This window comes from Necropsobacter massiliensis (assembly GCF_000827595.2).
Lineage (GTDB): Bacteria > Pseudomonadota > Gammaproteobacteria > Enterobacterales > Pasteurellaceae > Necropsobacter > Necropsobacter massiliensis.
In genome coordinates this window covers 58,592-72,771 of record NZ_LN776189.1, presented here as the reverse complement: position 1 = coordinate 72,771, position 14,180 = coordinate 58,592, and the positions used below count along the sequence as shown (strand labels likewise).

The 14,180-nt window shown below is 42.5% G+C and carries 15 protein-coding genes and 1 pseudogene; 6 read left to right on the top strand and 10 right to left on the bottom strand.

The genetic code is table 11. From position 1 onward, the window contains the following. Nucleotides 1-25 precede the first annotated feature (25 nt). Complete coding sequence (locus BN3349_RS09000) at nt 26-862, bottom strand: isocitrate lyase/PEP mutase family protein (protein WP_040976960.1); 837 nt, start codon at nt 860-862, stop codon at nt 26-28. Nucleotides 863-952: 90 nt separating this feature from the next. Continuing rightward, a complete protein-coding gene (locus BN3349_RS08995) occupies nt 953-1,402 on the bottom strand; it encodes a winged helix-turn-helix transcriptional regulator (RefSeq protein ID WP_040976959.1) in 450 nt (149 codons plus the stop codon). Nucleotides 1,403-1,570: 168 nt separating this feature from the next. Here BN3349_RS08995 and BN3349_RS08990 point away from each other — a divergent pair, with 168 nt between their 5' ends. Together BN3349_RS08990 and BN3349_RS08985 are read left to right on the top strand one after the other, a co-directional pair. Continuing rightward, complete coding sequence (locus BN3349_RS08990) at nt 1,571-2,353, top strand: SDR family NAD(P)-dependent oxidoreductase (protein WP_040976958.1); 783 nt, start codon at nt 1,571-1,573, stop codon at nt 2,351-2,353. A gap of 14 nt (nt 2,354-2,367) precedes the next feature. Then, nucleotides 2,368-2,787, top strand: coding sequence for a tautomerase family protein (locus tag BN3349_RS08985; protein WP_040976957.1), 420 nt, complete (start codon nt 2,368-2,370; stop codon nt 2,785-2,787). 209 nt (nt 2,788-2,996) lie between these two features. Here the strand turns inward: BN3349_RS08985 and BN3349_RS08980 are convergent, their stop codons facing one another. Further along, nucleotides 2,997-3,566 carry a TetR/AcrR family transcriptional regulator gene (locus BN3349_RS08980; RefSeq protein ID WP_061363642.1) on the bottom strand — a complete coding sequence of 190 codons (570 nt, stop codon included), beginning with the start codon at nt 3,564-3,566 and terminating at the stop codon, nt 2,997-2,999. Between the two features lie 233 nt (nt 3,567-3,799). Between BN3349_RS08980 and BN3349_RS08975 the strand changes: the two genes are divergently transcribed. Then, nucleotides 3,800-4,399: a hypothetical protein gene (locus tag BN3349_RS08975; RefSeq protein ID WP_218971815.1), complete on the top strand. Its 600-nt coding sequence runs from the start codon at nt 3,800-3,802 to the stop codon at nt 4,397-4,399. A 10-nt stretch (nt 4,400-4,409) separates the two neighbouring features. After that, nucleotides 4,410-5,483, top strand: coding sequence for a lipocalin-like domain-containing protein (locus BN3349_RS08970; RefSeq protein WP_040976955.1), 1,074 nt, complete (start codon nt 4,410-4,412; stop codon nt 5,481-5,483). Nucleotides 5,484-5,580: 97 nt separating this feature from the next. Here BN3349_RS08970 and BN3349_RS12250 read toward each other — a convergent pair whose 3' ends face one another. Next, entirely contained in the window at nt 5,581-6,036 is a 456-nt protein-coding gene (locus BN3349_RS12250; protein WP_245853784.1) for a DUF5655 domain-containing protein, read from the bottom strand. Beyond that, nucleotides 5,994-7,559, bottom strand: a pseudogene (locus tag BN3349_RS08965) (DUF262 domain-containing protein). The gene BN3349_RS12250 and the pseudogene BN3349_RS08965 overlap by 43 nt, the downstream one beginning before the upstream one ends. Before the next feature lie 514 nt (nt 7,560-8,073). Here BN3349_RS08965 and BN3349_RS08960 point away from each other — a divergent pair. Next, entirely contained in the window at nt 8,074-8,733 is a 660-nt protein-coding gene (locus BN3349_RS08960; RefSeq protein WP_040976954.1) for an HXXEE domain-containing protein, read from the top strand. Between the two features lie 10 nt (nt 8,734-8,743). After that, nucleotides 8,744-9,409 carry an HXXEE domain-containing protein gene (locus BN3349_RS08955; protein ID WP_048736409.1) on the top strand — a complete coding sequence of 222 codons (666 nt, stop codon included), beginning with the start codon at nt 8,744-8,746 and terminating at the stop codon, nt 9,407-9,409. 110 nt (nt 9,410-9,519) lie between these two features. On the opposite strand, the gene BN3349_RS08950 is transcribed toward BN3349_RS08955, so the two are convergent. The 5 genes from BN3349_RS08950 to BN3349_RS08930 form a co-directional block, all read right to left on the bottom strand. Then, nucleotides 9,520-9,762, bottom strand: coding sequence for a Rossmann-fold NAD(P)-binding domain-containing protein (locus BN3349_RS08950; RefSeq protein ID WP_052461935.1), 243 nt, complete (start codon nt 9,760-9,762; stop codon nt 9,520-9,522). Next, nucleotides 9,763-10,023, bottom strand: a complete 261-nt coding sequence (locus BN3349_RS08945) for an SDR family NAD(P)-dependent oxidoreductase (protein ID WP_052461934.1) — start codon at nt 10,021-10,023, stop codon at nt 9,763-9,765. It abuts the gene before it with no gap. A gap of 11 nt (nt 10,024-10,034) precedes the next feature. Continuing rightward, on the bottom strand, nt 10,035-10,343 hold the full coding sequence (locus BN3349_RS08940; protein ID WP_082024909.1) for a helix-turn-helix domain-containing protein: 309 nt from the start codon (nt 10,341-10,343) through the stop codon (nt 10,035-10,037). A gap of 233 nt (nt 10,344-10,576) precedes the next feature. Beyond that, on the bottom strand, nt 10,577-12,226 hold the full coding sequence (locus BN3349_RS08935) for a UvrD-helicase domain-containing protein (RefSeq protein ID WP_040976953.1): 1,650 nt from the start codon (nt 12,224-12,226) through the stop codon (nt 10,577-10,579). After that, nucleotides 12,223-14,151, bottom strand: a complete 1,929-nt coding sequence (locus tag BN3349_RS08930; RefSeq protein WP_040976952.1) for an ATP-dependent nuclease — start codon at nt 14,149-14,151, stop codon at nt 12,223-12,225. The genes BN3349_RS08935 and BN3349_RS08930 overlap by 4 nt, the downstream gene beginning before the upstream one ends. Nucleotides 14,152-14,180 lie beyond the last annotated feature (29 nt).

The window sequence follows — 14,180 nt, the reverse complement described above, 5'->3', positions numbered from 1 at the left end:
TTCCTGTTGTTCTGATGAATGAAAATTATGCCTTCTGCCCAAAATACGCATTCGCTTCCGCATAGCTGAACGGCGTGTTGAGCAAGGCTTCAAACTCGCCTTGTTTCAGCGCATTGGCGGTTTGAATGATTTCCGCATAAATATGGCGGACAGGCGCAGAGCCGACACTCAAACGGCGCACGCCGAGCTGTTCAAGCTGTGCGGGGCTGCCGAACTGTTTGTTTAAAATGATGTTTATCGGCGCGTTGATTTTTTGGGTGAGCAGGGCGACGGTTTCAAGGGGAATTACGCCCGGCACAAACACGCAATCCGCGCCGAATTGACGGAAAGCGTTGCCGCGCTCAATGGCGATGTCCGCCCGCTCTGCTTCTTCGCCCACGTTCAGCCAATAGGCGCAAGTGCGGGCGTTGATGACGAAATCCACGCCCGTTTCGCGCTTCAATTCCACTAGGGCTGCGAGTTTTTCCTGCTGCAAGGCAAGTGAAGACAATCCGCCGCCTGCTTCGCCGTCCTCCAAGTTAAACCCGACCGCACCCGCCTGCAACAACTGACGGGCGTTTTCTTTCACGCTGTCAAAGGTTTCGCCGTAACCGCGCTCAAAATCCACCGACAACGGCACATCAATGCGGCGCGTGATTTTGCCGACCATCTCCAACAAATCCGCAAAAGTAATGTCTTCGCAGTCGGGGTAGCCCAAATCGTAGGCAATGCCCGCGCTGGACGTCGCCACCGCCTGAAAGCCCTGCTTGGCGAACACATAGGCACTGCCCACGTTCCAAACGTTCGGCAAAAGGAAAAGTTGCGGCTGTTGGTGCAGCGACTGAAAAAACGCCGCCCACGATTTTTGTTCAGTTGAATACATCTTAATCTCCTGTTTGGGCGGATATTTTACCGAAAGTGCGGTCGGATTTCGCCGAGATTTTGCAAACTGCCATGAAAAACCGACCGCACTTTATGTCGCCACTTTTTCCACTGTTATATCATCAAAGCCGATTTCTTCTCCCGTTTCCGAGTCCAACAATACCAAACGCACGGGGTTGCCGTTGCTTTTGCGGCGGAATTGTAGCGGCACGTTTTGCCAGCCGGACAAGTTCCATTTGACGCCTACTTTCGCCAACGCCGCCATCACCCACGCCAAATCCCAGCCTTGCGCGGTGAGATGGTATTCGTAGCGGGCAGGGTTTTCTTGATAGAGCGATTTTTCCACCAAGCCGTTTTGTTCCAACTGTTTTAAGCGCGCGCTTAAAGTAGCATGGGTGATGTTGCTTTCTTCGCGAAAATCGCTGTAACGGCTCACGCCCAGCATCAAGTCACGCACAATCAGTGCAGCCCATTTGTCGCCGAGAACACCGAGCACATCGGCAATCGGGCAGACCATATCTTCAAAATCATTTGATTTCATTATATTTTTCCTTTTTTTCTGTAATGATTGCCGAGTATTTTAACAAAAAATTTTAAAAAACTCTAATAATTAGAGTTTACAACTTCAATAATTAGAGTTATTATAGCGACACTTTCAGCGAAAAGGCTGGCAGACAATCAGATTTAATCACTTATCAAAGGAAATATTATGAGCAGTCAAACCGCTTTAATCACAGGTTCATCTTCAGGTATCGGTGCCGTTTATGCAGACCGCTTGGCACAACGCGGCTACCACTTAATTTTAGTGGCGCGCCGCCAAGACCGTTTGGACAGCCTTGCCGCCAAATTGCGCGCCAACTACGGCGTGGATGTGCAAGTCCACGCGGCGGATTTAAGCAGCGAACAAGGTCAAGCCGGCACCGCCGCGATGATTGAAAACCACCCGCAACTCAATTTATTGGTGAATTGTGCAGGCTTAGGCGCATTGGGCTTTGTGGGCAATATTTCGTGGGAAGAGATAGACAATATGGTGAAAGTGAACGTGCAAGCCTTATCGCGCTTGTCGCTCGCGGCAGCAAAACGCTTCAGCGCGGAAAAACAGGGCAAAATCGTCAACATCGGCTCGATTGTGGCGATGTATCCGGCGGCGGGCGCGGGCGCATACAGCGCGTCTAAAGCCTATGTGCTGAATTTCACCCGTGCCTTGCACGCCGAACTTGAACCGCAAGGTGCATTCGCCCAAGTAGTCATGCCCGGACCGGTAAAATCCGAATTTTTCGGCGACAAACCGTCCCCGTTCCCGGAACAATTATTTATGAGCGCCGAAACCTTGGTGGACACCGCATTAGCCGCCTTAGACCAAGGAGAAACCGTCTGTTACCCAAACTTACATGACATTGAAAAATGGCAACAATTTGAAGGCGCACGCGGTCAGTTGATGCAAGCCCTGACCCAAACCGGCGTACCGGCAGCCCGTTATTCAGCCCAATAAGAAGGAAAATTATTATGCCGATGTGGAAAATTTATCACCCTGAAAATGCGTTCAGCGAACAAGACAAAGCGGAAATCACCAACAAAATCACCGAGTTATACGCCGGCTTTTTACCGCGTTTTTATGTGAACGTGCTGTTTCATCCGCTCGCGCCGACCCAGCTTTACATCGGAGGCGAACCGACCACGGATTTCGTGCGGGTTACGATTAACCATATCGCCCGTTCGATTAAAGATGCCGAGACCCAGCAAAAATTTCTGGCGGCGTGTTCGCGGATTCTAAAACCCTATGTGGAAGACCGAGGCTACCGCTGGGAACTGCATATCGGCGAAACCCCGATTGAATTGTGGACGGTCAATGGTTTTAAACCGCCGATGCCCGGTACGGACGGCGAACGCAAATGGCGGGAAGAAAATCAGGCGTCAGCGTATTAACGCAGGTAATCGTAAGTTGAATTGCCAAACTGAACAAAACGGTTGAACGGTCTGAAATATCGGGCATCCAAGCTGCGCTGTCTGTGGTTTGGTATATTAAAAGGTCGTCTGAAAACCTGATTTCGCGTTTTCAGACGACCTTTCTTCTGCACAAAAAGTGCGGTCGTTTTTCGCCGAGATTCTGCAAACTGCCGCTAAAAATCCACCGCTTACCATTCAATCAAACGCATCATTTCCTTAAATTCTCCGATTATCTTCTTCGGTTCATAACCCCGCCCCTGCTCAAAATGGTATTTCGCACTCGCCAATAGCAGCGAAGCCAGCATTTCGCCTTGGAAATCAAAATCCTGCCGTCCGGTTCTCGTTTGGGCGTAGGCAATGAAACTGCGTTTAATCAAATTGTGCATATCACGATAGAGATGATGTCGCTTGGTTTCAATTTTCCATAACGCCAAAATCATCTCCCGTTGCTCGTAAAGTATCGGAAAAGCCGTGTTCATCAAGGTTTGCACGTCTTTTTCGCCTGAAAATCGCTCGGTCAAAACTGTCTGATATGTCGCCTTAAAATCCGCAATCATTTTGCCCGCCAAATCGCTTTTGCCTGAATAATATTTGTAAAAGGTGGCACGATTAACCATCGCCAGCTCTACAATATCTTGCACGGCAATTTGTTCAAATTCTTTTTCTTTCAATAGGTTAATCAACGCCTGCCTAATCATTTTGTGCGTGCGGATAACACGCAAGTCTTGTTTTTCGGTTGGTTGCATTTCGGGTAGCATAACAATTTCGCCTTTCTTTGCTGTTTTAACAATACAAATTTCAATTTTTGTATCGTTATCTTAACAAATAACGGTGTGATTGTTGGTATTTTTTTGCAAAAACAAGCGTTAAACTGACCGCACTTTGAAGCAATGAGGAAAGCAAAATGATTACCGTAACCAGCCAATCTCAACACGGTTTTGCCGATGATAACCGCATTAACGAATAGGAATTACACGCCGCCAAACGGGCATTGATGAATTTGCGAGAACGGTTGTATGGCGAACCGATGATGAAACTGCTTGCCGATCAAATCGCCCAAGCCGATGAATTACATAAGCAATATTTCGCCCAATCAAACGGCAAATGGTCGCAAACCGAAGTGATTATGACCGCACAAGGCGTAAAAGCGAGCGATATTCCCAGCGTGCTTGCCCAAGTGTTGGGCGGTACACAAGATGAAAATGCCCGCCGTGAAATGTGTTTGAAAATCGGTTTTCCTATGCACCCCGAGCATTACGCCGTGCCTGTGCCGATGAGCGTGGTGGAAACAATGGGCGGACTGCCTACGCTGACTTATATCGCCAAAGACGACAATCCGCCTGCATTTGTGCTTGCCGAAAAAGACGAGCAATACGCTTTTGCGTTCACAGGCAAAGGTACGTTGGCAGACGGCACGCCGCATTCGTATGTGTTACAGCAATTCAAAGACACGGCAGACGGTTTGCAAGCGAGCTTACGCATTTGGTATCCAGCCGCTTGTCCGCCTGAATATTTAGCCGAACACGCCGAACATTACACGGTGGAAAGCCGTAATTTATTTAGAATGATTGCGAAGCAGAAGGAACAATAAATTGAAATCAATGCGTTTAATGACCCCCCCGGCGGATTTTGAGAGATTCGGCATTAACCCTGAAAAAGTGGAACTTTGGGAAGGCGGCCGCCGTGTTGGCTCTGCATTGGGCGAAAACGAAGTGTGGTATTTTGACGGCAATTTTTCAGACGGCTCGAAATTTATGGTCGGCTTCCGCCCGAAAAATCCCTACGCCAATCATGATTTTGACGAGCCCAATGTCAACATCATGATTACCACGCCAAGCGGCGAACTGTTTCACGATTTCGTGTTTGCCGACAGCCAAGACAGTTTTTTCGGCAAAGAACAATGCGATGTAAAAATAGGCGGACACACCGCCAAAGGTGGTTGGCAAGCCTATCAACTGGAATTTAAAGCCGATAACGGCGTAGGATTGTCGTTGCATTACCAAGCCCTTACCGAGCCATTTCGTCAAGGCACAGGCTATATTGGCTTTGGCGAAAACGGCGAATTATTCCACACCGATTTAGCCGTACCCAAATCCAAAATTACAGGCGAGCTAACTGCTGGCGGCAAAACATGGCAAGTGGAAGGTTTTGGCTACCATGACCGCCAATGGATGAACACATCGCCGTTAGCCGTTTATCATCATTGGCTTTGGGGGCGTGCTTATTGCCGGCAACATACGGTTTACATTTATGATTTCGTGGGTGCGGAAGATTACGGCTTTAAACGTGTGCCAATGTTCGGCGTGTATGACGCAAGCGGTAAGCTGATTTTCCAAACCAACGGCAATATCGCTTTGGAAACCGAGCTCGAATTTGACGAACAAATGGGCAAAAGATTCCCTAAAACCAGCCGCTATGTGTTTGACAACGGCGATGCGGCGGTTAAATTGAATATCAAGTGGAAACAGCAGATTGAAGTCCGCCCGATGTATCAAAACGCCACGCCCGAACAAAAAGCCGAATATGACGCGATGGGCATCGAACCGAATTATGGCCGCTATTTTGCCGATGTATCGTTGGAAATCGTTGCAAACGGCAAAACCGTAGCAGACTGCGGCGAGATGATTTACGAATATGTGTATTTTGGTAAAGAAAACCCAAAGGCAGGCGTGTGATTTTCAGTCTGCCTGAATTGTGTGGATTTCGTGAGTTGTGAACGTACGCTTCCCCTTAAAAATCCACCATTTTTCCGCTTCAGACAACCTGAAAACATCAACTCAAGGTTTCGCTGCGTTGTTTTTCAAACGATTGACGGATTAAATTCATCACATCATCTAATTCGTTGATTTCGTTAATCGTTACACGCACATCGCCGTTGCCCCAAAGCCCTTTGTTCGTTACATCTTCACACAGATTTTTCGGGTCGTGGATTTCATCAAAACGCATATTCAGTATTAACTTTAACGCATTCGCTTGCGGAATAATGTCCACAAAATTGCTTTCCATTTTATAGGCAATATACAGCTTTTTAAATTCTTCGCTCACGCTTTCGTCTAATGCCAGAATATTTTGGCGCAAAACTTGGTATAAATCCGCTATTTTGCCCTGTGTGATATAAGCGTGATTGTCCAATTTTTCTATGCCCTTATCGCTTGCGGTGGTTAAAGCAGTGATTTCTTCTGCACTTAAATTCGGATACGCCCAGATTTTAACCGCTTGTCCTGCCAAACGTTTGGCGCGTTTTTCAATGCTTTCAGCGTTCCAATGTTCAATATGACGGAAATAGGACTGTTTGCCAAGCCCATATTTTTGCCGTCTTTATCTAAAATATGATGACGTTTGTCGGCGTAAGGCTTGTCGCTGTATTCGCTGTTGTAAGCGGTCAGCGTGAGATTTCCTAAAGTGTGTAGATATTGCTGTTGCACGGCTTGCTAGTTTTCGCCTAATTCCTGTTGCCATTCTTGGGATAAATGTGGATTTTGTGGCAAAACGTGTTCAATCGTGTACGTGCTGATGTCGGCTTTTTCTTTGCGGCTGTTGTTTTCCAATTTGTCCAGCAAATAGTAACGGCGCGCAAAATTGTACACATTGCGCGTGGTGAAATATTGCTCAAATCCTTCATCATTTGGGAAGGTGCGATAAGATTTCAACGCCAAAAATTCCACTAGCAAATAATTTGCTTGCGGTTTTTGCTTGAATAATTTAGCAAATTGGGCAAAGGTTTTGTTGAGAGAATTGGATGCATAACCACAAACGGCACGGCGGAAAACGTAACTTTCAATCATACGCACCACATTCAACAGTTCATCTGCCGACAATTTTGCTGTTTGGTAAGCGTGATACAAAACCAACAAAAGCGGATACGCCACATCAACATTCAATTCATTCAAATCTTCAAACGCGTGTTTCAATAAATGATTTTCGTCTTTAGCCCAACCAATCGTACAATAATATCGCGCATAAGTATGCAATTCTTTAACTAATTGCTCACTATTTAACGATTTTTCCTGTGCATACTTTTTAAACGCTTGATAAACATTTTGAATATTTGGAATATCGCCCGTTTGCGCGGTCAAATAATGGCGAACAAATGCGTCAAAATATTGTGTATAGGCTTCTTGCCCAAATAAATCTTCCATTTTGCGCCAATAATCACAATACAAACGCTTTTGCAACTTATCTTCCAAACCCATTAACAAATAATTACGGATTAAATCGGCTTGGCTTAACGCTAAACCTGTTGAGTTCATACTTTCAAAAATCAGTTGCGGATTATCAGTGCGGCGGTCAAGTGCCACATCTACAACCGTCAAGCGGTCTAAACCGCAACAAATTTGTGTGATTTTGTCGGCGTTTTTTGCGATAAGCTCTTGGAATAAACCGTAATTTTCTTGAATACGCACACTGTGTTTTTCAGGTAGAGGTGTGTTTTGCAGAATGGCTAATAAAGTCTCTTTGTCGCTTTCGGATAAAATCAATTTAAAGCGTTCTTCGCCGTCTTCTTCAGAATTGAATAAATAATGATTGCGTAATTTGTTGGGTGAAAAACCTTTTACAGGTTCGCCTAATTGATTTTTTTCAATAAAATCAGCCAATGCTGCGATAAACAGCGTACACGTTGTTAAGCGTTGCTGTCCGTCAATAACTAAATAGGCTTCTTGTTCACTCACGGTAGATAATGCACGCTCCACATACACCACCGAACCAAGAAAATAAGGTTTATTGTCTTCTTCATTTTCGCCTGCTTGCAAAACATCGTTCCATAATTGTGTGCATTCGGCTTCTGTCCACGAATAATTGCGTTAATAAATAGGGATAATAAATTGCGGTGCGCCTTTTAATACTTTTAGTAAATTAGCAGCATTGGCTTTCATATTTTTTTCCTTAACATTGGGTTATAAAATTAAATTTTGTGGAAGTCTATCAAAAAAATAGCAATAACAACTTAGCAAATCGTAAGAAATGAAAAATATTTCTGGTTGCCTGAAGGTTTGCGGTCATTTTCTGTTGCAAACACGTATTGCACCGTGTATCACGTGTTTATACCCCAAAAATCCCCTTGCAAATGACACGCAGGTCTTGTTTTCGTTTGTTTTTTGTATCCAACCGCCCTAACAATTTTCTACACATTTGCCAAGTTAAGCATACAAATTTTCCAATCTATATTGTTATCTTAGCGGATTAAGCCATATTGACGGTAGCGTCTTTTATTTACAACGACTAAACTTATCTCACTTTTAAACATAAATATTTATTGAATACATTATGAAAAAATTTTTCCATTTCTACCGCAACAACTGGTTTAGGCTAACTTTTCCCGTTTTTATTGCGATGTCGTTTTATATGATGTTTTGGGGCGTGCATTCGCTCACGCCGATTCAAATTATTCTGACGGCAAGTTTTATGTCGCTCTTGATTCACCAATTTGAAGAGTACGTTTTACCCGGCGGTGCACCTGTGATTATCAATTTGGCGACTTTCAACGAGCGTGAAAATTTCCTGCGTTATCCGGGTAATATGCATTCGTCAATGTGGGTGAATACGCTGGCGCATATCGCCTATATCGTGGCGATTTTCCGCCCTGATTGGACGTGGCTCGGCGTTGGCACGATGTGTTTTAACCTGTTTCAATTTGTCGGACACGGCATTCAGATGAATAAAGCCTTGAAAACGTGGTACAATCCCGGACTTGCCTCTGTGATTTTCCTATTTATCCCGATTTCGCTCTACTATTTTTATTTTGTCGCCCACCACGATTTTGTTTCAGGCTGGCATTGGGCGGCAGGCGTTGGTGGCTTTGTCGGCTTGCTGCTCATAACCACGATTGCGCCCGTGCAAATCTTGAAAGACAAAAACACGCCTTATCCGATCACCGATGAGCAATACGAAAAATTTAAGAAAATTAACGAGTTATGTAAACTTTAAGGAGCAAAAAATGCACTTTCTATTAAAAAACTGGTACAAAATCAGCCTGCCGATTGGCTTATTAATTATGTTATTCACCGCTTTAACGTGGCAACATTGGCACTTTTTGCAAGCGTTGGCGTTGCTGAATTTGGGTGTAATTTTTCTACATTTTTTTGAAGAATTTGGTTTTCCGGGTGGATTTCCAAAATTTGCCAACACGATGTTTGCGATGAAAAACAGCCCGCAGCCCGACCGCTATCCGCTCAATCAAATGTCGGCGTTGTGGATCAATTACGGCACGGCAATTTTTATGTATCTCACGCCTGTCTTTTTCCCCAACCAAATTTGGTTTGGCTTAATGCCGATTTTATTCGGCGGCGTGGCACAACTTTTGATACACGGCGTGGTAAACAACGTTATGCTCAAAACTTACTACAATTCAGGTTTAGCCACGACTTTATTCGGACACCTGCCGATTATGACTGCCTACATTTATTACATTGAAATCAATCACTTAGCACATTGGTATGACTATGCCATCGGTGCAGCGTTAATGGTGGCGTGGTATGTTGGCGTGGTGCGGATTCTCATCCCAAAAATCTGGCAACGTTTGGATTCGCCTTATCCGTTTATAAAAGAAGAAATGAACCGTTTTGATACATTGTATCCGCATTTGGGTAAAAATAAAGATTGAAGATTATTTAAACTGATATACCTAAGATGCCGTCTGAAAACCTGTTTTAGTTTTCAGACGACCTTTTTATGAACGCAAAAAGTGCGGTCATTTTTCCAAACGTTTTTCAATCAACTGTTCGGCATAAAGCCCGCTTTGCCTTCCATGACGACCGACACTGCCAATTCTTCCTGCTCTTGCAATGTCTGCAACTGCTTGGCATACGCCTGTTCCAAGGTGGCGTAAGTGTCGCTGCCGAGTGCGGTACGCAGGCGCGGGTTTGCCTGTTGGGTCAAATCGTACACCGCCGCCGCGATTTTTTGCGGGTCGCCCGAGATGTTGGCTTCGCCGTGTTCGGCAATGTAGGCGCGCATTTAGGCGACGGTCGTGCCTTGATAGGCTTCGCTTTCCGCCGTCCAGTTTAAATTGCCCATAAAATTGGTTTTCATCGAACCCGGCTCGACGATGACGGTTTTAATGCCGAAATCCGCGATTTCCTGCGAAAGGGCTTCGGCAAAGCCTTCCAAGCCGAATTTCGCTGCGTGGTACATCACGCCCGAGGCAAAGCCGACGCGATCGCCGATGCTGGTGATGAACACAATCACGCCCGATTTTTTCGCACGCAAAGCGGGCAAAAACGCTCGAGTTAAGTGAATCGGCGCATCAAATTCAAGTCCAATTGCTGCTGCACTTGTGCGTCGATCAGCTTTTTAGCGCCCCAGTTGGGGTACTTTAACTTCTCACTAATCAGCCAGTCGCAAATCCATTGCGGCATGGCATTGAGGCTATGATGAGGCCTGCGAGACAGCTCGCTTAAGCCCTCAAACCCCACTTGTTCGTGGCGTTTAATCCATTTATCTGCCGTCGGATGGCTTATGTTGAACTGCTGACATAGTTCGATTTTAGTGTAGCGTCGGCTTAGCCACGCTTGAATAAATTGTACACGCTGTTGCATAGCATTCGTCTCTAACCAAGCATCATCAATCTCCACGGGGATTTTGATGATAAGTTTACAAGTAAAATGTAAATGATGCCTTTGGGTTAGAATGTAAAGGATGTTATCAGGTTGTACCCCGTCGAAGGGGGTAGGACTGAAGAAATGGGAAAACACCGGAGAAAATGACCGCATTTTTGGGACGGGGATAAAGGAAAGGTCGTCTGAAAATTTTCAGACGACCTTTGAAAGAATTACAAATATTCCCAGTATTCAGCATGTTTATGTCTATCAGCATTCCATCTATTTGAATATTCTGGTGGTTTTTGTCTCTTTGAAGAGTAAGTTACAACTAATCGTTGTTTAGCACGTGATACACCAACAAAAAATGCACATCGTTCTTCATCAGGTTTTCCCCAAAATATTTCTTTTTCAACCGCCAACATAATGACAGAATGAAATTCTAATCCCTTACTTTTATGGATAGTTAAAATCCTAACAGCATGATTATCAGAAAACGATTTTAGTACCTTTATTAAATTTTCCTCTTTATTTAATGATTCAGCAATTTTAGCTCGGGTCATTGCTATTATTTCATTACGTCTTGATTCAGATTCATATTCTTGTGATAAGGCTATAATTGTTTCAGGACTTATTTTATTTAAAAAATCTTGAATTCTCTCCATCCAGTCAGAATATTTTTCGCTGTTTTTCTCCATGTTTTTAACTTTTCTTTTTTGTTCGGAAAAGAATTCTTGGAAATAAATTTTCTTACTAAATTCTAATTCTTCATCATCAATAAACGGCGTTAATTGCTCCTGCAAACGAGTCCATGCAGCAGACTCTTTTTCTCCGTAAAAACACAATAAATAATCAACCATTAATCTAGCTAATGGCTCAGCTGTAATGTCCTGCAATTGTTGTTCGTTTCTATATGGAATACCTTTTTTATCTAATTCTTGCATGATAGCAGCTGCATATATATCAGCTTGCTTGGAAACTAAGATCGCAATTTCAGATAAAGGAATTTTTTCTTCGGATTTCCAATTTTCAATAAGATCAGCTAATTTTATTGCTTCTTCTTTCTCATCACAGAACTCATAAGGAATAATTTCGCCATCGTTTCCAATAATCAAGTTATCAGGCATTATAGAACTTGGATCCATTATATTTATTATTTTATTTTGTAGTTTTAATAAGTTGGGCTTGGATCTAAAATTTCGATACATATTTAGTGCGGTGGCAGAAAAATCTTGAGAAAAAGTATTAAATATTCCTTCCAATGCACCCGCCCATCCCATAATTTTTTGCTTGGTATCACCAACAGCGGTTAGACGTGCAGAAGTTCCTTGAAATGCTAATTTTATTAAATCATATTGAAGATTAGTACAGTCTTGAAACTCATCTAAAAACACATCGGAATAAGTTTGTCTAATCGCATTTTTTGCAATATCAGAATGCTGCAAAATTTCAATCGCAAACGGAACTAGGTCATTAAAGGTAATTTGCTTGTTTGTAATTCTATGTTCACCTATAGAATAATCAGCATCCAGCGCATTATCGCCTGTCAAAACAACGCGAAAACGATCGATAATTCGTTTTGCAAAGGCATGAAACGTATAACTATCAAAACGTGTCGCTGGTTCATAACCACATCTTCGTTTAACACGCTCTTTTAAATTTGTACTTGCATCAACCTTAAAAGAAATAGCTAAAATTCTTTTAGGATAACGACAAACTCCTGTGCGGAAGAGAAAATCAGCCCGTTGCGCTAACATTTCTGTTTTTCCTGCCCCAGGTCCGGCCGTTAAGGCCAGACATTTTTTCGTTTCTTTTACAGCTCGCAATGCATTGGGTTCTAAGACCAATCCATCGGCCGGTTGCCATTGTTCAATTGAAATCATTCGGGTATCTCTTGTAATTTAGATTTTACGCAGTCAGCCAGACGAGACAGCGAAGCAGGCATGCTAGTTAATAATTCTTCATCTGTTAAATTTGCTAATGCTTGAATATGATTAACTGGCTTACTTCCTAATTTGAATAATTTATGATAGCTGGCAAAGAGTTTTCTTTCATCTTCGGTATATTGTTCTGGATTATGGTGGCTTTTACCAAGGACAGAACTTAGCAGATGTGAATCAGAGTCAGGTAATACCCCATTATCAATTAGATTGTATTTAGCAGGGAAAGCTTTAAGCATTGAGAAATCAAGATCCATTGGTTCAGAAAAAAATACCCCTCTATTTTCTAATGCAAAGAAAATATCTTGAGATTGCTGGTTTTGATCATTATAAAAATGATTTTCTCTTAGGAAACGTTGATCATCCCAATCGGGAATAGTATCTTCTTTGAGAAAGGCTAATTTTGAATATTTATTCATTTCCCTATTGACATACTTTATCCTCCCCCAACCACCACCAAATCTAGCAATATCCAAATCCAATAAAGTAATGTATGGTATTTCCAATTGAGAAAGCAATCTCCAAAAGTGATTAACATGCCGTCCGCCTAAAGGCGCTATCGTGATAGCGGAGGCATCAACCGGAATTTCTTTGGCATTTAAAATTCTTGGCAACACAATTTCCTCACTGTCTCCTTCGCCTAATATCACTAAACGTGAAAAATATATTTCAGGAAAAGCTTGAACAGCTTCTCGAACAAATTTATGCGCTTCGTCTTTTTTATCAGGTAAATGAATAGTTTTGATAAGTGTTGTTCTCGAATTATCTAAACGTAAATACCGAATATGTTCAGGCTCAACCCGACGCAATATCGTTGGTGCGTGAGTTGCAATAATAGCCTGAGCATCATTATTTTGAGTTATTTGTTTTAATGCTTCGATTACTCTTCCCAAATAATGTGGAGATAAACTATTTTCGGGTTCTTCTAAGGCAATTAAAGTGAAAATAGGAGGACGTAGTTTTTGAATGTCAAATGAATTATTCCCTTCCTCTAGTATAGCGTGGTAAATAGTTTGAGATGTTAAAACCAATGAAAGGTAGAGCATGGATTTTTGCCCATCACTTAATCGAGAAAAATCAACAATATTATTATCATGTCCAGGCGTAAATGAAACAGACATATGGCGCAAAATACTTTCCATTTCAGAATGGACAAAGGAAATTTTTGGTTCTTTAAAATAAGTTCCTTTATGCACAATACTCCAGATATTTTTTAGAGAATCACTAATAAACCTAATAGAGGAATTGTTTTCAAGAGAAGAATTAATTTGTTCAGTTAAAGCTTTTATATTCTCTCGTTCATTTTCCCAATTTATTGCTCTTAATAATCGGCCTAATAGGGCATTTGTATTGTAGGAAATGTGATCTGAAGGATTTCTTTGAGCGGGCAAATAATGTACCTGAATTGAATTTCTTTCAGATTTAGGAACTAATTTAGTATTTTTTCCTTCTTGATCTAATACATATTCAAATTTTTCTTCTATTTCACCTATATCATCCATTGTTGCACTTAGGCGATAACGTACGCATGGGGAATCATCTATATCTTCCATTCTCATGTGATTAAAGAAAGGTGGGACTGTCGAATTATCAGTATCTATTGATGTTTCTGGCAAAATAAAATCTGCTTCAATATATAGCTGTCTTTGTTCAGGAATTGAAGATTCATCTTGAGGAATATGAAAGTCAGAACTTTTGATTCTGCGCTGGTAGGGGTCAAAAGCAAATAATCGACATAATGCTTGTAGAACAGCAGTTTTGCCAGAACCATTAGGACCAATTAAATAGGTTATATCTTCAAAAGATAATTCTGTTGGATTATCTCCAAAACTTTGGAAGTTAGATATTCTCATTGAGTGTAATTTCATATATCCTCCGCTTATTTCAATAAACTATA